General features: G+C 51.9%; 18 protein-coding genes. 6 read left to right on the plus strand and 12 right to left on the minus strand.

What is annotated here, in order from left to right:
- Positions 1 to 62: 62 nt before the first annotated feature.
- The 3 genes from IPI86_RS16590 to IPI86_RS16600 are packed head-to-tail and all read left to right on the plus strand — an operon-like array spanning position 63 to position 2,761.
- The gene (locus IPI86_RS16590; protein WP_345299551.1) at positions 63 to 1,049 is read left to right on the plus strand and encodes an acetylxylan esterase; all 987 of its coding nucleotides are present in this window, start codon (positions 63 to 65) and stop codon (positions 1,047 to 1,049) included.
- Between the two features lie 26 nt (positions 1,050 to 1,075).
- Complete coding sequence (locus IPI86_RS16595; protein ID WP_345299125.1) at positions 1,076 to 1,567, plus strand: hypothetical protein; 492 nt, start codon at positions 1,076 to 1,078, stop codon at positions 1,565 to 1,567.
- A 33-nt stretch (positions 1,568 to 1,600) separates the two neighbouring features.
- Positions 1,601 to 2,761 (plus strand): thiolase domain-containing protein, encoded by a 1,161-nt coding sequence (locus IPI86_RS16600; protein WP_345299126.1) that lies wholly within the window; start codon positions 1,601 to 1,603, stop codon positions 2,759 to 2,761.
- Positions 2,762 to 2,804: 43 nt separating this feature from the next.
- Here the strand turns inward: IPI86_RS16600 and IPI86_RS16605 are convergent, their stop codons facing one another.
- Genes IPI86_RS16605 through IPI86_RS16620 form a run of 4 tightly spaced genes read right to left on the minus strand, consistent with a single transcriptional unit; the run spans position 2,805 to position 9,252 of the window.
- Positions 2,805 to 3,899 (minus strand): hypothetical protein, encoded by a 1,095-nt coding sequence (locus IPI86_RS16605; RefSeq protein ID WP_345299127.1) that lies wholly within the window; start codon positions 3,897 to 3,899, stop codon positions 2,805 to 2,807.
- A gap of 4 nt (positions 3,900 to 3,903) precedes the next feature.
- Positions 3,904 to 5,490, minus strand: coding sequence for a prolyl oligopeptidase family serine peptidase (locus IPI86_RS16610; protein ID WP_345299128.1), 1,587 nt, complete (start codon positions 5,488 to 5,490; stop codon positions 3,904 to 3,906).
- Between the two features lie 37 nt (positions 5,491 to 5,527).
- Positions 5,528 to 8,701, minus strand: coding sequence for a LuxR C-terminal-related transcriptional regulator (locus IPI86_RS16615; RefSeq protein ID WP_345299129.1), 3,174 nt, complete (start codon positions 8,699 to 8,701; stop codon positions 5,528 to 5,530).
- Positions 8,686 to 9,252: a sigma-70 family RNA polymerase sigma factor gene (locus IPI86_RS16620; RefSeq protein WP_345299130.1), complete on the minus strand. Its 567-nt coding sequence runs from the start codon at positions 9,250 to 9,252 to the stop codon at positions 8,686 to 8,688. Before IPI86_RS16620 ends, IPI86_RS16615 begins: the two co-directional genes overlap by 16 nt.
- Positions 9,253 to 9,543: 291 nt before the next feature.
- On the opposite strand from IPI86_RS16620, the gene IPI86_RS16625 reads away from it, so the two are divergent.
- Together IPI86_RS16625 and IPI86_RS16630 are read left to right on the plus strand one after the other, a co-directional pair.
- Positions 9,544 to 10,854, plus strand: coding sequence for a DUF4097 family beta strand repeat-containing protein (locus IPI86_RS16625; protein ID WP_345299131.1), 1,311 nt, complete (start codon positions 9,544 to 9,546; stop codon positions 10,852 to 10,854).
- Between the two features lie 54 nt (positions 10,855 to 10,908).
- Positions 10,909 to 11,247, plus strand: a complete 339-nt coding sequence (locus tag IPI86_RS16630; protein WP_345299132.1) for a DUF6249 domain-containing protein — start codon at positions 10,909 to 10,911, stop codon at positions 11,245 to 11,247.
- A gap of 4 nt (positions 11,248 to 11,251) precedes the next feature.
- Here the strand turns inward: IPI86_RS16630 and hypE are convergent, their stop codons facing one another.
- Genes hypE through hypA form a run of 6 tightly spaced genes read right to left on the minus strand, consistent with a single transcriptional unit; the run spans position 11,252 to position 17,104 of the window.
- Positions 11,252 to 12,307, minus strand: a complete 1,056-nt coding sequence (hypE, locus tag IPI86_RS16635) for a hydrogenase expression/formation protein HypE (RefSeq protein WP_345299133.1) — start codon at positions 12,305 to 12,307, stop codon at positions 11,252 to 11,254.
- Between the two features lie 29 nt (positions 12,308 to 12,336).
- Positions 12,337 to 13,422, minus strand: coding sequence for a hydrogenase formation protein HypD (hypD, locus tag IPI86_RS16640; RefSeq protein WP_345299134.1), 1,086 nt, complete (start codon positions 13,420 to 13,422; stop codon positions 12,337 to 12,339).
- Complete coding sequence (locus IPI86_RS16645; protein ID WP_345299135.1) at positions 13,419 to 13,667, minus strand: HypC/HybG/HupF family hydrogenase formation chaperone; 249 nt, start codon at positions 13,665 to 13,667, stop codon at positions 13,419 to 13,421. Before IPI86_RS16645 ends, hypD begins: the two co-directional genes overlap by 4 nt.
- A gap of 57 nt (positions 13,668 to 13,724) precedes the next feature.
- A complete protein-coding gene (hypF, locus tag IPI86_RS16650) occupies positions 13,725 to 16,016 on the minus strand; it encodes a carbamoyltransferase HypF (RefSeq protein WP_345299136.1) in 2,292 nt (763 codons plus the stop codon).
- Between the two features lie 17 nt (positions 16,017 to 16,033).
- Entirely contained in the window at positions 16,034 to 16,690 is a 657-nt protein-coding gene (hypB, locus tag IPI86_RS16655; protein WP_345299137.1) for a hydrogenase nickel incorporation protein HypB, read from the minus strand.
- 48 nt (positions 16,691 to 16,738) lie between these two features.
- Entirely contained in the window at positions 16,739 to 17,104 is a 366-nt protein-coding gene (hypA, locus tag IPI86_RS16660; RefSeq protein WP_345299138.1) for a hydrogenase maturation nickel metallochaperone HypA, read from the minus strand.
- Positions 17,105 to 17,405: 301 nt separating this feature from the next.
- On the opposite strand from hypA, the gene IPI86_RS16665 reads away from it, so the two are divergent.
- A complete protein-coding gene (locus IPI86_RS16665; RefSeq protein ID WP_345299139.1) occupies positions 17,406 to 17,813 on the plus strand; it encodes a Zn-ribbon domain-containing OB-fold protein in 408 nt (135 codons plus the stop codon).
- Positions 17,814 to 17,958: 145 nt separating this feature from the next.
- On the opposite strand, the gene IPI86_RS16670 is transcribed toward IPI86_RS16665, so the two are convergent.
- Positions 17,959 to 18,081, minus strand: coding sequence for a hypothetical protein (locus tag IPI86_RS16670; RefSeq protein WP_345299140.1), 123 nt, complete (start codon positions 18,079 to 18,081; stop codon positions 17,959 to 17,961).
- 536 nt (positions 18,082 to 18,617) lie between these two features.
- Entirely contained in the window at positions 18,618 to 19,613 is a 996-nt protein-coding gene (locus tag IPI86_RS16675; protein ID WP_345299141.1) for an HD domain-containing phosphohydrolase, read from the minus strand.
- Positions 19,614 to 19,622 lie beyond the last annotated feature (9 nt).

Raw genomic sequence — 19,622 nt, forward strand, 5'->3', positions numbered from 1 at the left:
GAGATAGTGAATGGGATTTGCAAAACCCACTATTCACTATCCACTATTCACTACATACTGACATGGCCTTCTTCGACCTCCCCCTCCCCGAACTAAAAAACTACCGCCCCACGCGTGAAGAACCCGCGGACTTTGACTCATTCTGGAAATCCACATTGGATGAAACGCGGGCACATCCGCTCGATGCAAAATTTGAAAAAGTGGATTATGGCCTCGTTGCGCAGGAAACCTTCGATGTCACCTTCAACGGCTTTGGCGGACAACCCGTCAAAGGCTGGTTGATTCTCCCCGCACAAAGCGTAAGGGCACAGCGCGCTGTGCCCCTGCCCGTCGTCGTTGAATTCATCGGCTACGGCGGCGGACGTCAATTCGGATTCAATTGGCTGTTGTGGGCCAGCGCAGGCTACGCTCACTTCGTCATGGATACGCGCGGACAAGGCAGCACATGGTCCTCTGGCGACACACCCGACCTGTATTCCGATGGCGGCAATGCTCATTTCCCAGGCAGTATGACCAAGGGCATCCTTGATCCGCAGCACTATTACTATCGCAGAGTCTTCACCGACGCTGTGCGTGCCATCGAAGCAGCACGCAGTCATCCCGAAGTGGATGAAGCGCGTGTCGCAGTGACAGGCGGCTCTCAAGGCGGAGGAATCTCCATCGCCGCGGCAGGGCTTGTCCCCGATGTCGCCGTGGCCATGCCCGATGTGCCCTTCCTCTGTCATTATCGCCGCGCAACCGAAATCGTGGATTCCTATCCATATAAAGAGATCGCCGAATATTGCCATATCCATCGCGACAAAGTAGAGAATGTTTTCAACACGCTTTCCTATTTTGACGGAGTCAATTTTGCAGCGCGGGCCAAAGCCAAAACTTTATTTTCCACTGGCTTGATGGATCAGGTCTGCCCGCCTTCGACAGTGTACGCGGCCTTCAATCATTGGGCTGGCGAAAAAGATATCAAGGTCTACACCTACAACGGCCACGAAGGCGGACAAAGTTTTCACGATCTTGAGAAGTTGAAATTCTTGAAGAATATCTGGAAATAACCCTTTCGAACACGGAGAAAAAAAACATGTTACCTGAAACCATTCAGCTTGAAACCCTGCGCCAGAAGATCGAAGATTCTGAATACGAAGCGGGAGACCGCTCTGACTATCTTAGTTACGGAAAACCAAACCCCGCCCAGGCAAAGCAGGCGCAGGAATTGATCGAGAAACTCAAAGTGGAAAGCAAGTCAGCACGGGCAGAGTTAAACCAATTATTGGGCAGTCTGCGCGCGCAGCAGCCGCAGGCTGTTGAAGAATGGGTCAATTACCACGCTGGCCTGTTGCAAAAGATCATTGACGAAAAAACGGAAGCGGTCATCACACCCCGAAAAAACGTGGCGAAAGAAACCCTGCAAAACTGGGATAAGGTTCGCGCAGGCGAATTGGATTATGTAAACATCAACTGGCATTTTCTGAAAGATTACAAAGCCAGTGTCAGAACGATCACAGGCGGCAGTGCAAAAACGGCTGGCAAGACCAAAACCGAAAGCAAGTCATGGTTTCAATTTTGGAAGTGATCCAGGTTTTTGAAATACAGGAATCATAAAAAGATGACAGACGTCGTAATCGCAGGAATTGGACAAACAGAAGTTGGGGAACATTGGGAGATCGGTTTGCGTGATCTGGCCTATGATGCCATTCATGCCGCCATTCAAGATGCAGGCGGACTCAAGCCGCAGGCATTGTTTGTGGGCAATATGCTCGCGCCGAATCTTTCGCATCAGGCGCATGTCGGTGCGCTGCTTGCAGATTATGCGGGGCTGGGCGGCATCGAAGCCGTTACTGTCGAAGCGGCGGGCGCATCAGGCGGAGCCGCGCTTCGTCAGGGGTATCTTGCCATCGCAAGCGGCATGGTGGATGTGGCGCTCATCGTCGGCGTTGAAAAATTTACAGATATGGTCGGCTCCGAAGTGGATGAAGCCCTCGCCACTACCAGCGATTCCGATTTTGAAGCCGTGCAGGGTATGACCCCCACATCACAAGCCGCGCTTTTGATGAAACGCTACATGCACGAGAACGATGTCCCCGCCGATGGTTTCGCGGGCTTCGCGCTCACCGCGCACGCCAACGGCGTCGCAAATAAAAATGCCATGTTCCGCAAAGCCATCAAACCCGAAACCTACGCCAAAGCGGAAATGGTCAGCGAACCGCTCAACATGTTTGACATGGCCCCCAATGCGGATGGCGCTGCCGCGCTCGTTCTGACTCGCCGTGACCTGCTTCCGTCCAATTGGAAGAGTCAGCTCGTAAAGATCGCTGGCTCCGCCGCCTCATCAGACACGCTGGCATTGCACGACAGAAAAGACATGCTGTATTTTGACACGGCACAACTCTCCGCAGGCAAAGCCATGAAGCAGGCGGGCATCGTGCTCGGTCAGATCAACTTCTTCGAATACCACGACATGTTCAGCATCTATGCCGCGTTGCAGCTCGAAGCGGTTGGATTCGCCATCAAAGGCAAAGGCTGGAAACTCGCCGCCGATGGTTCGATTGGGTTGAAAGGAAAAATCCCCTGCGCCACGATGGGCGGCATGAAAGCGCGCGGATTCCCTGGCGGCGCTTCCGGGGTGTATCAGGCCGTCGAAGCGGCGATCCAGTTACGAGGTCAGGCAGAGGCGAACCAGATCGCAGGCGCAACCACTGCGCTGATCCAATCCCTCGGCGGGCCAGCCGCCACGGCGGTCAGTCATATCTTGCAAAGACTTGATTAGACAATGGACGGTAGACCATCTACCGTCCACTGTCATTTCCACTCTACGGCATTCCGCCTTCATAAGTCGCCAGATAAATTTGTGTCCGCTGGTTGATATCGCCTTCGATGAAAACGAAAAAGGTGTCGTCTACAAGCAGCACATTGTGAAACCAGAATTGATACGCGCCTTTGATCTCGGTGGGCAAAAAGACGGGATTAAGTGCGGACTTGCTCCAGTGAATGCCATCATCGCTGCTGGCAATGCCCAGCCCCATGTTGGCTTTGTTTTTGTTCGACCCTCGATAGATCATCACCCATCCCTCTCCATTTGGAAAGACACGTGGTTGATGCACCTGATCTGATTCCCAACTGTCTTTTTCACCGAGTAAAAGCACGGGGTCGCTTTCCTGATACTTAACTTCCGTGGTGGCGGGGTCGTTGTATTTCGTCCATTGAATTCCATCGCTGGAAGTGGCCATACCAATTTGCGATCCACCCATTCCATCCGTTCCGCTGTAGTACATCCTGTAGCCATCATCTGTCTTGATGACGTGCGGCGCGATCACATTTCTCGAATCCCACTCGCGCGCGGACCCCGGCCTGAGCACAGGCTCGGCATCGGGCACCCACGGACCGTTGGGACCAGGAGCGGTTGCCCGACCGATCACACCATCGGCGGGAAAGTTCATCGAATCAACGGTGTAAAAATACAGCACCCAGGTGCCATCGTCTTCAACCAGCGCGCTGGATGCGAACATCGCCACCTTGGCATAAGGCACATCCTTTGTCAGGAATACGGGGTCAGCGCCCTGCTTCGTCCAAGTGTAACCATCTGTTGAGGTGACATAGCCCACCTGCGATTCAGCAGGATACCCACGGAAACCATTGCGGAACATGTGAAAGACGCCATCATAAAAGACCACAGCGCCGGGGTCGGTGTAGCGATCATCCCAAGTACCCGACTCACCTTTTGAAACGATGGGTTCATCTCCAAACACTTTGAAGAACGACTGCGGCTCCGCAGTTGCGGTTGGGGGAATTGCAGTGGCCGTTGCGGGTGGCCGCGTGGGTTCTTCCGTCGGGGGAATCGCTTCCGTGGCGGGAGCGGCACAGGCGATCAGTGTGAGAGCCAGAAAAAGCACAATAAATTTTTTCATCAATTTATTCCTTTGCAGAGATGTTGTTTTTTGCGAGCCATTCCGTCAGCGGACCGTATAACGCCAGTCCGGGTGAATAAGGCATTTCCGAGAAGAGGCCATTGGGAGTGACGTTCAAACCATGATCGGAACTCGGGAAAACTTGATATTCGAAATTATCCTTACCGCCATCGATCAGAACCTGCAAATTTTCCCTGCTGAAGGTGACAGGCACACTTTTATCCACACCGCCCCATAACCACAGGCCGGGTTGTGTCAATTCGGCAAGGTACGGGATCGGGTTAAACCCACCGAAGCCCAAACTACGCAGCTTGCGGGTGATCTCCTCATCGTCATAATTCTCCGACGATTCGCCGTCATTGGTGTAGTTACTAAATATGTTTTCCTGTAACGTGGATGCCACAGGGCCTGAAATAATTACAAAAAAAGAAACATGTTCGGATTCAGCTACAGCGATCGGAATCAACCAACCTGCCTGACTCCCACCGATCAAACCGATTCGCTGCGCATCTATTTCTGGACGGGTGAGCAGATACTCGACCCCGGCATTTGCATCCGCTGCCAGATTTCTCAAATTTGCAGCATCGGCGCTCTCATGATAGATCCCCTCAGAATCGCCCACACCGCGCTTGTCATAATTCAAAGTGGCGATTCCGCGGCTGAGAAAATAATGCGCCGTCACTTTCGCGCCGAAGTTATCGCGTGTCCCCGCTTCGGAACCATGCGGCATCACAAACGCTGCATGCGGACCCGCCGATACGGGCATGGTGAGCCGTCCCACCAGTTTCGTTCCATCTGCGCTGAGGTAGCTGACGCCATCATCAATCACAAGAGGGACTCGCGCCGCATACTCGGAAGGCACAGGCGAAGAAAGAATGTCATTCGGGGTTTCCCACCACATCAAGCCTTCAATATTCCCCTGCTCGTCTTTCATGAATTGAATTCGTCCATCGAAGGGAGCGCCCACCACGCGCTGCACTCCAACCACAAAAGTGGAATCATCCAATGCATACAAACTGCGCAGGTCGCCGTTTTCGAAATCCGTCATCATCAGTGATCTGCCAAAGTATTCAAGTCCGCTGGATGAGAATTCGGGGCTGACGATGATGCTCAAGGCCCGCCCCGAATCAAAACGATAGACACCTTCGTATTCGGCAAGAATTTCCTCTGTCACAGAGACCAGTTGAATGAAATGAGTCTGGCTTGCATGTCCATCCCAGGTGATATTGCCAGTGATGCTCCCGTTTTCCGCCGTGCCGCTGAATTCGATCTTCTTGAACGGGTCGAGGGTACGGCCCTCAGTTGAAAGGCTGATCCTTCCGCCTTCCTGTTTCAATGCCAGTTTCCATTTGCGGGTCAACGGTTCGATGGTTAACTCGGGAGAAGTATCATCAAAATTCAAGATGACCGATGCAGTGGAGCCATCGGGCTTCGTAGCAGTACCGATCCACTCCCCCGTCAATGGCTGGGGCGTGGCGGTTGGGCTTGGAATGGGTGTGGGAATCGCTGTCGGGCTTGCACAAGCCGTCAGAAGACAGAGCAGGACAAAGGTCAAGGATAAGATGCGCATATTCCCAATATATCGGCGCATCTTCAAAAAGTCGCCCTCCAATTGGGGGGAAATCCAATTAGAGAAGTCTCATCTCACGCGCCTGCGCCGCGGCCTGTGTGCGATTATGCACCCCAAGTTTTCGATAAATATGTTTGACATACCAGCGCACAGTGCTGACCGCCAGCGAACGCTTCTGCGCGATCTCAGGATTGGAAAATCCCTGCGCCATCAGCCGCAAGATTCCAAGTTCCTGTTCGTTGAGCGGCTCGATCAACACATGCGGTCGTTGTGTTTTCTGGGTTGAAACATTGGCAAGGATGGTTTGCGCAAATGCGCGCGTGGGATGCGAACGCGGCACATGTCGCAGCAAGGCTTCGATCTCTTTCCCCGCATCAAGAAATGGGCGAATGAAAGTTTCAGACTCAGCCAGCGCCAACGCCTGAACCAACGCCGCCAGCGCCGCCTCGCTCTCTCCCTGTGCCTGATGCAAACAAACCTGCAACAAACGCACTTCAAGAATCACGCCCACCCGATTTTGCGATTCGGCATCGCCCAACCGCCATTCAAGCAACGCGCCCACCTTTTGATATTCGGTCGGCTTCGCCAATGCGATTCGATATCGGCAGGATGCATAAAATGATTCGTCATTAAAAAGCGGACCTGACCGAACGGGATCGAAGGAATCCCAGCCGCTGGATTTTGCCCAACGTGCCGCCGCTTCGATCTTCCCCGCCGACAACTGGTACAGCGCCTGCAAACCTTTTGCACGCTCATGCAGATCGGCAAAATGATATTTGTGCGCAAAACGGCGCGCCTTCTCCAGGGCTTCCTGCGCCTGCAAAAATTCACCCTCGGCCTGATACAGCATGGCAAGGTTAAGATACGCCATGATGCTGCTCGTCGGGTATTCTTTGAAATTTGGATTGTGGTTGCCCAACGCAGTATGCTGTCGCGACTCGGGCAATTTGTTCCAGAGATAATTCACCCATCCCAGGTGAACATGCGGAATAAACGCGAGGTGCTGCATGGATTCGGTTTCCGTGAGGCGCAGGGCCTCTGTGGAAACTTCGTACACTTTATGCAGTTGTCCGCGCAGCATGGCAAGCATTGACTCATTCATCAGCATGGAAAACGCGATGAAAGAATGCCCTGTTTGATAGGCCATGTGCCGCGTGGAGCTTGTTACGGAATCTGCCTGTACATAATCACCCACCTCGATCAGCGAAGTGGACAGCCCCGCCGATACGATCGTCAGCAAATGGACGTTGCCATCAGGCACGATCTTCAAAGCCTGTTCACCAAGTTTCACTGAGGTCTGATAATCGCGTTGATGCCGTGCAGTTGTTGCGCGAATCGCCAGGATCTGTGCATATGCGTTGCAAAGTTCAGGGCCGAATTTTACAGGGTCGGTCATGACGGTTTGTAGATCAGGTGAAAGGACCGCCTCAGCGCGGTCTGACCATAGATCGGCCAGTTGCGGCGAATCACCAAGCGAATACACCCAGCCATACCAAATGCAAAGTCCCGCGCTTTTGCGGACGATCTCATCGGGCAATTGTTTCATCTTTTGAAGGATGGTGGCAACTTCGCCGCGGCGCATCCATTCCTGTGATTGCGGGCCGATCAGCGCTGCGGCAAATTCATAGTCCTGCGCAGCGAGGGCGTGTTCGATGGCTTCGGTCACATATCTCTGCCCTGCCAGCCAGCGAGCGGCACGTTGATGCAAGGTCCGGATTCTTTCCGCAGGATATTTTGTCAGTGCTTGTTTGTAAAGAAAATCTGCGAACAGGTGATGAAAACGAAACCACTCGCGGGAGTCATCCAGTGAAACGAGGAACAGATTCTCCGAATCAAGTTCTTCCAAAACGCTTTGGCTGTTGCTTAATCCTGTCAGCGCGTTACACAAGGCAGCGCTGAATCGGGCAACGAGAGAGGTTTGCAGGAGGAAATCCTGTTTTTCAGGAGGCAATTGCCCGAGCACTTCGGCCATCAAATAATCGGAGAGATTGCGGCTGCCATCTCCCCATGACCAGTCCGCGCTTGGCTGTTTTCGGTTGCGTATGGATAGGGCCGCCAGTTGTAAACCAGCCGCCCAGCCCTCCGTCTGCTTTTGGAGGGTTTCTAATTCGGCGGAAGGCAGGTCGATCTTCATCACGCGGTGTAGAAATTCACCCGCCTCCTGTGCCGTAAATTGCAAATCGCTGGAACGAATCTCGACGAGCTGATGGCGCACCCGCCATCTCGCCAGCGGCAGGGGCGGGTCACTGCGAGTGGTGATGAACAGCCGCAGATACGGTTGGGTATGTTCAGCGATTTCGGCTACGAAGCGGTGAATCTCGGCGGATTTGATGAAGTGATAATCTTCCAACACCAGCGCGATGGGACGTTGAATCGCCGCGAGATCTTTCAACAGGCTGGCAATGATCGCTTCACTTTGCGGAGTTTGTCCATCACCGCCTGTGAGGGCCTTGGCCGTAGACCTCCCCAGCGAAGGGTCCAACGATTGAAGCGAGGCGATAAAATACGAAATAAAACGCGGAAATAGATCATCCCCATCTCCCAGAGAGAACCAGGCCGCTTTACGGTCTCTGTTTTGCAGCCAGTTGACAAGCAGGGTGGTCTTGCCAGAACCTGCGGGGGCAGAGATCAGGGTCAACGCTGTGGGAGCATCCCAGCCTTCATCGAGGATGCGGAAAATGCGCGGACGCATGACCACGTCCATGCGCGGGCGGGGGATATTGATCTTGGTGGGGATCATGGCAGGGACGGTCATATGCAAGTGATGGATATTATAGTTATAAAAAACACATCCCGCCGACATGTCATGGTCAGCGGGATGTGTGGTGACGGAAATCCGTTCTCTTATCGGCGGCTTGAGGTCATTTGAATGAGCGTGGGAATGGTCAGGCGCGGAGAAAAATGCGGCCAGCCCGAAAAAGAGGGCGGGCAGCAGCCAGCGGGCATTGACAATGAAATCCTGATAGAGAAGAATTCCCTGAATTTGCAGTTTCGCCAGCACAATCGGCGGGAGGTTTTGCGAGGTGAAGAATAGCGCGCCAATGGAAAAGTGATGACCAGACTCAATGGCAAAATCATTCCATGTGACCGGAACGGGGCGCTGTGCGGGAGAAGCCTGAATGCGGGCCATGACACTGGCGGTAATATCGCGCGGCATGGGCGCAAGTGGATAGGTTTGGAGTGCGTCTTCAATGAGCGCATCCTCTTGTTGGGGGGTTAGGCGGTAATCCATGATTCCTCCAGGTGGGCGAGTGTTTTTCGCAGTTGTTCCTTCGCGCGGAAAATGCCCGTTTTAACGGTACCAAGCGGCAGATTAAGAGTCGACGCGATCTCGTCGTAGGAAAGTTCATTTTGATATCTGAGATTGATCAGTAGTTGGTAATTCGAGTCAAGTGATCCAATCGCTTCCTGTAAATGCTGGCGTGTTTCATTTGATTCAAATTCGCTGGCGGGGTTGTCGAAATTCGGTTCGGGGATGTCTTCCATCACATCATCGCCGAGGTCGTTGAGCGAACGGCGCAGATTGGGCAGACGGTTGTAGCAAAGATTCGTGACGATGCGATACAGCCACGTGCGAAATTGGGATTGGCCTTTAAAATTCGGCAGCGCCGTCCACGCGCGCACGAAGGTTTCCTGTGCCAGATCGAGCGCCTCGTTTTCATCTTTGACGACGCGCAAGGCAAGGTTATACACGTATCGTTGGTGCTCATTTACGAGGGCGGCAAAGGCATCGGGATCGCCTTTTTGTGCCTTCTGGATGAGGATCTGCTCTGAATCAGCCATATCTGTAGGTTAGACAGGGAATTTGGGAAAAAGTTTCAGAAGAACAGGCTTCGTCATTGCGAGGACGTTTTTTGCCCAAAGCAATCTCGCGCATGGCACTGGGGATTGATAGCATCCACCTCGCAATGACGTACATTTCTTGAAACTTTTTCACTCGAAGCCTGTCAAACGTAGTGAGAAACATAATACCGCTTGTCTTTCAAAAAGGAAACTTTAAATGGCTTCACAAGCCAAAACTCAATTTTCAAGTTTACTTAATCCCGCGGTACTTTGCAAATAAGGAGAAAAAAAATGAAAAGACCCATCGTAATTACATTATTAGTTTTGGCACTGTTATTCGTGCTGGCTGGCATCGGCGCAGTGATATTCTTCACTGTCAATGGCGGCTTCCCGACCAACAGCCCATTTGATCGAAATAATGTTTCCTCCGTAGTGGAGGAAAGCAAGACCCTCAAAGTGGATGCGGATAAGCCCCTCACCCTGACAGTGGCTGATGAAGCAGGCGATGTCACCGTCACAGGTGGGGATGTGAAAACCGTGGAAGTCAAAGTGGTTAAGACCGCTTATGACTCCACACAATCCCGCGCAGACGAGGAAGTGAAGACCATCAAGTACGCCATCGAACAGAACGGCAATGCAATCACCATCAAATATGAAATACCCGATTCGATGAACTTCAACAACAATATCAACACCGTGGATTTCATCGTCACCGTCCCGACTGAAACCGCTGTAAACGTTGACACCAATTTCGGTTCAGTTGATGTACAGGATATTCAGGGTGCCGTAGACCTCACCAATGACTTTGGAAATGTAACAGCAAAAAACATCGAAGGCGAATTGGCGATTGAAAGCAACAGCGGTGAGATCAATGTTGAGGCTGTAGATGCTGGCGATAAGAATGTAGAGATCAACACTGAATTCGGAGATATCACACTGGAACAGATCAAGGCCAACGATGTCAGTGCCACATCGAACAGCGGTGTCGTGACGTTCACCAATGTCCGCGCTGCGGGAGATGCCTACATCAAGACCGACTTTGGCAACACGGTCTACGAAAATGGTTCTGCGGCAAGCCTCACATTGGATACCAATAGCGGCAAGATCAGCATTACCAAGGTCAACATAACGAAGGAATTGAATATCCAGAATGATTTTGGTGACATCGAATTGACCCAGGCAATGGCTGGCTCCTACGATCTGCATACCAACAGCGGCTCAATCACCGTCGATGGTGCGAAAGGCAAGCTCAAAGCCTATACCGATTTCGGAAATATCGAAATCACCAATGCAAAGTCCGTCACATTAGACATCAAAACGAACAGTGGCAATATTGAGTTCAGCGGCTCGCTCGGCGCAGGCCCGCATAACGTCAAATCAGATTTCGGTAATATTGACCTTGCCCTGCCCACAGACGCAAAACTTGATGTGGATCTCAAGACCGACTTTGGAAAGATCAGGTCTGACCTTCCGATCACCGTCACATTGACCGAAAGCTCCAGTTCGGAAGAAGATCAAATTGCAGGCAGCATCAACGGCGGCGGTGAAGAACTCATCGTCAACACCAGCAGCGGCGGCATCAACATCACTGCCATCAAGTAAAATAAAAGGGACTGGAGAAATCTCCAGTCCCTGACTTTTTCTAAAGGACTTTTCATGAACGATCTCATTCCCTGCCTCGGTGTTGTCGGCGCCCTCGCCATTATCTTCGGTTTTCTCGCCTTCATACGGTACATGAATTACAAGGAAACCATCGCCCTCGCCGAAAAGGGATTGACCCGCCCTGAAAGCAGATCTGGCAAAAAAGGTTTGCTGCGCTGGGGAATTGTCATCTCCGCGCTTGGATTTGCTCTCTCACTGGGACTCTATCCATTGGGCTTTGACTCTGGCAACAACTACCCGCTTCACCTCGGACCGTGGATGCTGGGCGGCTTCGTCCCGCTTTTTCTAGGCCTCGGCTTGATCCTGCTCCACTACCTGACGGAGAAGGAATAATCCACTAACAGATCCTCGGCAGCATTTCGCCTGGCAGCATATCGATCAATCGGGTTCCCCCGATGGCAGTCCGCAATCTCACTTGCGGATTTTTTGTTTCGATCACCTTCCCGATGATGCAAGCCTCTTCACCGTATTGCGTCTTTTTCATTACATTGAGAATGTTTTCTGCATCCTCCGCTTTGACAATGGCCAGCAGTTTGCCTTCGTTGGCAATATTCAATGGGTCAAAGCCGAGCATTTCACAAGCCGCCCGCACCTGCGGTTTGACGGGTAGAGTCGTTTCCAGCAATTCGATCCCCACTTTCGATTGCGAAGCAATTTCGTTCAATGTGGTGGCCACTCCGCCGCGGGTGGGATCGCGCAACACGTGAATTTCGCCCGCTCCCATCATCGCCTCAACCAAATGATTCAACGGCGCAACATCCGATTGCAGATCGGTCTCAAACTCAAGATTCTCACGGGCCGATAAAACCGCCACCCCATGATCGCCCATCGTCCCAGAAATAATGACAACATCTCCAATTTGTGCATTCGTGCCAGAGATATTTACACCCGCCTCCACAGAACCCACCCCTGAAGTGTTGATGAAGAGCTTATCCGCGCCGCCTTTTTGCACGACCTTTGTATCGCCTGCGGCAATATACACCCCCGCCTCTGCCGCCGACTCGCGCATGGATTTGACTACCCGCTGCAGAATCTCGAACGACAAACCTTCCTCGACCACAAATCCGCAGGTGAGTGCGATGGGTTTTGCACCCACCATCGCCAGATCATTGACCGTGCCGCAGACCGCAAGCCTGCCAATATCACCGCCGGGGAAGAACAACGGTGAAACGACATGCGAATCCGTCGTCAGCGCCAGCCGCTGCCCGTTGATATTCAACACAGCCGCATCGTCCAGTGCGCGAGGCGCAGCCTTTCCCAGATCAGGCAGAAAGAGTCGGTTGATCAAGTCGTGACTTAGTTTTCCGCCGGAGCCATGTCCCAGCACCACAGTATCCCGCGGTTGAACGGGAACAGGACAGGTGTAGCCTTCGAAATCAATTTCATTTTCCATCAATAACCTCTTTACCTACTCACTACTTTCTATTCCCTATGATACCGATAATATGCCGAGCATGCGCCTTCCGCCGAGACCATCGGCGCGCCAAGCGGAGAAGATGGCGTACATTGTTTTCCATATGCGGGGCATTGCGGCGGTTTCTTCATACCTTGCAAAATTTCTCCCGCGATACATAACGGCGATTCCTGTGTGACGATCTCCCCCACTGAAAAGCGCGTCTCGGCATCAAATTCGGCAAAATCGGGGCGTAATCCCCAGCCGCTTTGTGGAATCATGCCAATGCCGCGCCACTTTCGGTCTGTTGGCTGAAACACCGTGTTGACAACTTTTTGCGCGGCCTGGTTCCCTTCAAAAGTCACGGCGCGTTCGTAAGCATTTTCAACTTCCGCCTTGCCCGCTTCCAATTGCTTCACCGCCATGAGCACACCGCGCAATAAGTCCACTGGCTCAAAACCAGTGACAACGATCGGCACTTTGTACTTTTCCGCGATCACGGGATATTCGTGATACCCCATCACCGCGCAGACGTGCCCCGCGGCGAGAAAAGCCTGCACGCGATTATGCTTCGAACCCAGGATCGCCTCCATCGCAGGCGGCACACAGACGTGTGAAACGAGAACGGAGAAATTCTTGATTCCCCGTTTTTTGGCTTGCAATACAGCCATTGCATTCGGCGGCGCAGTGGTTTCAAAACCGATCGCAAAAAAGACGATCTCTTTTTCAGGGTTATCCTGTGCGAGCTTCAACGCCTCAAGCGGAGAGTACACCACCTTCACATTCCCGCCCTTTGCGCGCACGTTGAACAAATCCACAGTGGAGCCAGGGACACGCAGCATATCACCATACGAAGTGAAGATCACTTCGGGACGGGCGGCAATCGCCAGCGCCTTGTCGATCTGCTCCAACGGAGTGACGCAGACCGGGCAGCCCGGGCCATGCACCAATTCAATACCGCCGGGCAGCATTTCATCCAGCCCATGATGCAGGAATGCATGCGTCTGTCCGCCGCAGATTTCCATCAACACCCAGGGCTGGGTGACGATTTCGCCGATCTCTGCCAACAAGCCGCGCACCTTTGCAGGGTCGCGGTACTCATCAATGTATTTCATGCATCTCCAAATTCTTCTCCAAGTGCCTCGATCTCACGAAGCGTCTCCAGACGCACCTGCGCTTCTTCTTCATCCAGCACACTGATCGCAAAACCGACATGAATTAAAACGTATTCCCCAACTTTTGCTTCGGGAACGTAATCCAAACATACTTCCTTTACGATCCCGCCAAAATCCACCTTGCCCATGGTGAGCGAGCCTTCTTCATAAATCTTTTGAATCTTCCCCGGAATGCTTAGACACATATCTATCTCCTTATTTTTCGTCCTTCAATCACAGCCGAGAAAAAAATCGGCTTCCGTTCAGGACGAGTAATTTGCGATCACAGCCTGACCCAGCGCCAGACCTCCATCATTTGCGGGTGTTTGATTGTGCGAATACACAACAAAATTTTCGTTCGACAATCTTTCACGCGCCAACGTCAGCAGCGTTTGATTCTGCCAAACGCCGCCTGAAAGCGCGACCTCGTTGATGCCCGTATCATTGCGCGTACTTTTACAAATATCAACCGCCATCGCGCACAGGGTTTGATGAAAGCGCGCGCCGATCAACCCCGCAGGCTGATTTGATCTCACATCGTCGATCACACCTTGAAGCAGGTCACCCAACAGCATGATCCCATCCTTGATCTGATATGGATAAGATGCCGCCCCGTTGACGAATCGCTTCGACAGGACTTCCAACTCGATTGCGGCTTGAGCCTCATAACTGACATCGCTTCGCACTCCGCCCAGGCTTGCCACTGCGTCGAAAAGCCGACCCATGCTTGAAGTACGCGGCGCATTCAGTTCCTTGCGCACCTGTTGGCGGACAATTTCAACAGCTTTCTCGTCCAGGGCTTGCATGAAAGGCAGGTCATTGAGTTCGAGGCCGAGGGCTTCGGCATATCCCACCGCAATTCGCCACGGGTGGCGGGTGGCAGAGTCACCGCCTGGGAGTGGCAGATATTGAAGGTGTGCGACCCGCTCAAAGTCCGCGTAGGAAGCGAGTAGCACCTCCCCGCCCCAGATCGCACCATCCGTTCCATATCCTGTTCCATCGAAAGACAAGCCGATGACCTTCCTGTTATCGAGTTTGTTATCGGCCATACAGGCTGCGATATGCGCGTGATGATGCTGGACGGGGACACGCCGAACATTCAAGCGTTCAGCGAAAGTTGTTGTGAAATAACCAGGGTGCATGTCATGCGCAACGATCTCAGGCTCCACACGAAAGAGATGTGAAAGCTGCTCCACGTTTTTCTCGAAAGATTCGTACACCTCGGCATTTTCCATATCGCCAATGTGCTGACTCAAAAATGCATACCGATCACGCGTGAGGCAAAACGTATTTTTCAACTCGCCGCCAACAGCAAGTGTGGGTCTGGAATCAAAAGGCAGTGACACAGGATAGGGTGCATACCCCCGCGCGCGGCGCAGGAAAACGAGTTCTTCGCCATCCACTCTCGCCACCGAATCATCACAGCGCACATGAATATCGCGGTCATGCAAAAGGAATGCATCAGCCAAAGGAGCGAGTCTTTCGAGCGCATCTTCATTATCAATAGCAATCGGCTCCTCACTGAAATTTCCGCTGGTCATCACCAACACAGGCGGAGCATACTGCGCCTGTAATTTTTCATCCGCTTGATCAAGCAGAAGATGGTGAAGCGGCGTATACGGCAGCATTGCGCCAAGTGTATCCATGTCAGGCGCAACAAAATGAGCAATATTCGTCTTTGCCTTGATCTTCAATAAGACAATGGGCTTTTCGTGCCCTGTGAGCAGCGCGGCTTCTTCTTCATTAACTTCGCAATAGCGTTTCAGGGTGGTAAGGTTCGCGAACATCACCGCAAAAGGTTTGCCCGCCCTGCCTTTTCTTCTGCGCAATTCATTGACAGCGTTTTCATTCGTTGCATCGCAAGCCAGATGAAACCCGCCCAGACCTTTGACCGCAATGATCTTCCCCTCCCCCAAAAGTTGGCGCGTTTTCAAAATAGCAGTGAGGCGCATTTCGATATTCGAAATATGGCCGCTCGCAGGGTTTCTCAACTGCACGAGAGGTCCGCAATTGGGGCAGGCGACAGGCTGGGCATGAAACCTGCGGTCAAGCGGATTTTCATATTCGGCGCGGCAGTCATCGCACATTGGAAAATCTGCCATTGTGGTGGTTGGCCGGTCATACGGAAGGTCTTTGATGATGGTGAAGCGCGGTCCACAGTTAGTGCAATTGATGAAAGGATACAGATAACGCCTGTCATTCGGGTCGAAGAGTTCGCGCTCGCAATCTGCGCACAGGGCTACATCGGGCGAGATGGGTTGGAATGCACCTTCGATATGATTTGAAGGTTGAATGTTAAAGGTTGAAAAGTTTTCAACCAACACATCGTTGACCGTTATCGAATCAAGGCTTGCCAGCGGGGGCAATTCACTCGATAGTTTTTCGATAAACGAATGCGCATTCGCCTCTGCCCCTTCGATGTGAATATCCACACCAGCCGAAGTGTTAATCACCCAGCCGCACAGACCAAAGCGGGAAGCCAGCCCGTAAACGAACGGGCGGAACCCAACTCCTTGCACAATGCCTGTCACATGGATATGTTTCGCGATAATCATATTTGCAACCGCAGAGATTATTTCGTCTTTACCCGCTCCACCAGCCAATCGGTCCACGCGGCCATGCCTTCACCCGTTTTTGCAGAAACCGCAAATGTGACCAGCCCCGGGTTCAGCACTTCCACGCCCCTGCGGAAATATTCCATGTTGAAAGGCACATAAGGCAACAGATCGATCTTGTTGATGATGAGCGCCTGCACATCGCGATACATGCCAGGATATTTATAGGGCTTGTCATCGCCTTCGGGGATGGAAGCGATCAACACATTGAGATGGGTGCCGATCTGAAAATTCGCAGGGCAGACGAGATTACCGACATTTTCGACGAGGAGAAGATCGATCTCACTTAACGGGAGGGCTGGTAAAGCATCCGAAAGCATTGCCGCATCGAGATGACATTCCCCGCCCGTGTTGATCTGCACAGCGGGCAGGCCCGCCGCCGCGGCTTTTTCCGCATCGATCGAAGAGGCAAGGTCACCTTCGACGACACCGAGGCGAAGGCGTCCCTGCAGGGTTTCGAGCGTTTTCAAAATAACGCTGGTCTTCCCAGCTCCGGGCGAAGCCATGATATTGATGGCGAATACATCCGCCTGATCAAGGGTGTTCTGATTACGTTCCGCCATGCGGTCATTGGCAGACAGGATTTTTTCTACGACTGGGATACGTGTGGGCATTGATTCTCCAAACTATGTAAACGTCCTTCGGCTGTGCCTTGGACGGATTTATTCGACATCGATACTGTCTACACGAAACTCTTCACCTTGTGTGATCCGCACCTGTACACTTGAACAGGCGGGGCATTCAAAACTTATGTCGCCGGGGCGGAAGGTATGACCGCAGGCTTCGCAGGTCATTTCACCAGGGATGCGCTCAAAGTGAAGCGTTGCGCCGTGTGCGATGGTCCCCTCCGCGACAAGGTCCCAGTAGAATTTTACTGAGTCATCCACGATGGAGGCGAATTGCCCAATCACGATATTGATGTCGGTGACACGTTTCGCATCCGCCTCTTTTGCATGGCGGATGGAAATATCAAGGATGCTTTGGGTAACGGCGAGTTCGTGCATGATAACCAAACTAATTATTGCCATAAAAGGGATTTACATAAGTGAATAAAGTCATTGCATTAATGGACAACTTTCCTCTGATTTGTGCATTCTTTTCGAGGGCTTCGGGTGGAGAATTTTCGTTGAAACAGGAGCAGGTCAAAGGTCCAGTTTGAACGTGTTGAGGCTGGGTAAATGCAAAAGAGGAAGTATCGGCGTGGATGTTGAAAATTCCATAAACTTGTACAGTCATCCGCAGGGCTTACAACAACTTATCGGTTGGAAGTTGATAGGGTTTGAGAGTCCCGCCGCATAAAATTAGACTTGTAGAAAGGAAAATAAAAAAATGGAAATTCCACGACACTGGCGTCTAAAACAACAACGATACGGATTGGTGGGTGAAGTTTGCCCACATTGCGATTTCAAGATTTTCCCCCCGCGCGATGTCTGCCCGAACTGCGGCGATGAAGCCAAGGAATTATTTACTTTTAGCGGCAAAGGTGAGGTTTACTCGTACACCACTGTTTACGAAGCCCCCGCTGGTTATGATACAAATGCGCCATACACTGTGGCAATCGTGAAGCTTGATGAAGGCCCGATGGTCACCGCGCAATTAACCGATGTAGATAACTCTGCTGTGCAGATTGGCATGCCTGTTGAAATGGTCACCCGCAAGATGCGCAACGATGGCGATGAGCGTGGGTTGATCGTTTATGGGTATAAATTTAGGCCGCAAGCGTTGGCGGCAACGTAGGCGACATAAAAATACGGTATAGGAAAGAACAAAAAGAACCGATTTTCAGGTCGGTTCTTTTTTATTTTGGCGATGCCGATGTAGGAGAAATTAAGTTGCTCAGGCTAACGAGCCATGGAAAATCCCTGATCAAATTAATCCTAATTCACGTCCGTGCCGTGCGCCTGCGTTCGGTCTCTTGCGCCGATTTTTTGCAAACATTAGGGACATAGTTTTTCACTGTGCCTTCGGTGAGGCTGAGTTTATTTCCGATCTCGCGGTTGCTCATGCCCTCTGCGAGCAACCGTAAAGGCAAACCTTCCAATACGCAGGCTTCTTGTATACCTTCTTCCAGATTCGATGCTGGCTTGGATTTGATACCCGTCTATTTCCATGAACGCTCTGCGCCACGGAGAGCCTCTTCCAGGGTAGATCAACTTCGCATTCACCATCCCGTTCTGTGCCGCAGACGTGGCGCTAATCGCTATGACAAGAGACACAATCCCATTGGCGTGTCTTTGCCGCTGTAATAAATGCGTCTTTTATCGTTGGCATTCACGATGCCTGCCTGTGTCTGATATTTGCTGTTTTCAAAAGTACTTGGCCGCCTTTATCGGCAGCGATAGCTTTCAGAATTGGAAAAATTCTTAGAAACAGCGATTTCATATAACCTCCTTAATTAAAAGATGGGCGCGGATTAAAAAAACAATTCGAGAAAATTAGCGAAATTCACAGCAAAACACACCTGATTTGTGATTTGGGCTTGTGGATAATCACCAGTGAATTCATCATACAACGAAGCCTCCACCACTTGGGGGGGATGCCTTAAATGCAGTCGGGCATCTGCATGAACACCCCCACCACCTGCGGATCGAAGTGCGTTCCAGATGAGGCACGGATATGTTCGCGTACTTTATCTTCCGTCCACGCCAGGCGGTAAGGACGGTCTGAACTTAATGCATCCCACACATCCACCACTGCAAAAATGCGCGCAGTTAGCGGGATCTGATCGCCTTTTAGTCCTTGAGGATAGCCAGTGCCATCCCATTTTTCATGATGGCAATAGGGAATATCCAACGCCAGCCGGAGATAGTGAATGGGTGCGAGCATTTCGTAAGCAAAGGTTGGGTGTATCCTCATCTTGACCCATTCTTCTTCTGTCAGTGGGCCAGGCTTAAGCAGTATCCCATCTGGGACGCCCATCTTGCCAATATCGTGCAGCAGCGCACCCCAGCGAACTTGCACCAGTTCAGATTCACTCAAGCCGAAGGCGCGCGCAAGTTCTACCGCCATCTCTGTTACACGCTTACTGTGTCCCTCGGTCTCTTTGTCTCGCAAATCGAGGGCACGCGACCAGCCTTCGATTGTCTTGTCGTAGGCAATCAATAATTCGTCGTGAAGATTTTTCAAATCACGCTGTTGCTCAATGATGCGGCGATAACGGTTGAGGCGCAGAATAGTTTGCAGGCGGGCAAATAACTCCACGCTGTTGTAAGGCTTGGTGACGAAATCATCCGCACCGGAATGCAATCCTTGAATAAGTGAGTCATGGTCGTCAAGGGACGTGATCAGGATGATGGGGACTTCCGCCGTATCTTGTATGGCGCGGATACGCCGACACACTTCAAACCCATCCATTTTTGGCATCATCACATCCAGCAGAATCAGGTCTGGATGGATGGAAACCGCCATGGAAATTCCATCCATACCATCGTATGCGAAGTATAGTTCGTAGGGCTCGTTCGACAGCAACCCTTCGAGCGCGGCGCTGGCGATCTTGTCGTCGTCAATGATCAATATTTTTGGACTGGTGCTTTGCATAACTACCCT

Origin of the sequence: Candidatus Villigracilis affinis (assembly GCF_016705895.1) — a bacterium.
Lineage (GTDB): Bacteria > Chloroflexota > Anaerolineae > Anaerolineales > Villigracilaceae > Villigracilis > Villigracilis affinis.

Coding starts and splice junctions, on each gene's coding strand:
- IPI86_RS16590 (WP_345299551.1), top strand. CDS start 63: ATGGCCTTCTTCGACCTCCCCCTCCCCGAACTAAAAAACTACCGCCCC.
- IPI86_RS16595 (WP_345299125.1), top strand. CDS start 1,076: ATGTTACCTGAAACCATTCAGCTTGAAACCCTGCGCCAGAAGATCGAA.
- IPI86_RS16600 (WP_345299126.1), top strand. CDS start 1,601: ATGACAGACGTCGTAATCGCAGGAATTGGACAAACAGAAGTTGGGGAA.
- IPI86_RS16605 (WP_345299127.1), bottom strand. CDS start 3,899: ATGAAAAAATTTATTGTGCTTTTTCTGGCTCTCACACTGATCGCCTGT.
- IPI86_RS16610 (WP_345299128.1), bottom strand. CDS start 5,490: ATGCGCCGATATATTGGGAATATGCGCATCTTATCCTTGACCTTTGTC.
- IPI86_RS16615 (WP_345299129.1), bottom strand. CDS start 8,701: ATGGATTACCGCCTAACCCCCCAACAAGAGGATGCGCTCATTGAAGAC.
- IPI86_RS16620 (WP_345299130.1), bottom strand. CDS start 9,252: ATGGCTGATTCAGAGCAGATCCTCATCCAGAAGGCACAAAAAGGCGAT.
- IPI86_RS16625 (WP_345299131.1), top strand. CDS start 9,544: ATGAAAAGACCCATCGTAATTACATTATTAGTTTTGGCACTGTTATTC.
- IPI86_RS16630 (WP_345299132.1), top strand. CDS start 10,909: ATGAACGATCTCATTCCCTGCCTCGGTGTTGTCGGCGCCCTCGCCATT.
- hypE (WP_345299133.1), bottom strand. CDS start 12,307: ATGGAAAATGAAATTGATTTCGAAGGCTACACCTGTCCTGTTCCCGTT.
- hypD (WP_345299134.1), bottom strand. CDS start 13,422: ATGAAATACATTGATGAGTACCGCGACCCTGCAAAGGTGCGCGGCTTG.
- IPI86_RS16645 (WP_345299135.1), bottom strand. CDS start 13,667: ATGTGTCTAAGCATTCCGGGGAAGATTCAAAAGATTTATGAAGAAGGC.
- hypF (WP_345299136.1), bottom strand. CDS start 16,016: ATGATTATCGCGAAACATATCCATGTGACAGGCATTGTGCAAGGAGTT.
- hypB (WP_345299137.1), bottom strand. CDS start 16,690: ATGCCCACACGTATCCCAGTCGTAGAAAAAATCCTGTCTGCCAATGAC.
- hypA (WP_345299138.1), bottom strand. CDS start 17,104: ATGGCAATAATTAGTTTGGTTATCATGCACGAACTCGCCGTTACCCAA.
- IPI86_RS16665 (WP_345299139.1), top strand. CDS start 17,406: ATGGAAATTCCACGACACTGGCGTCTAAAACAACAACGATACGGATTG.
- IPI86_RS16670 (WP_345299140.1), bottom strand. CDS start 18,081: ATGAGCAACCGCGAGATCGGAAATAAACTCAGCCTCACCGAAGGCACA.
- IPI86_RS16675 (WP_345299141.1), bottom strand. CDS start 19,613: ATGCAAAGCACCAGTCCAAAAATATTGATCATTGACGACGACAAGATC.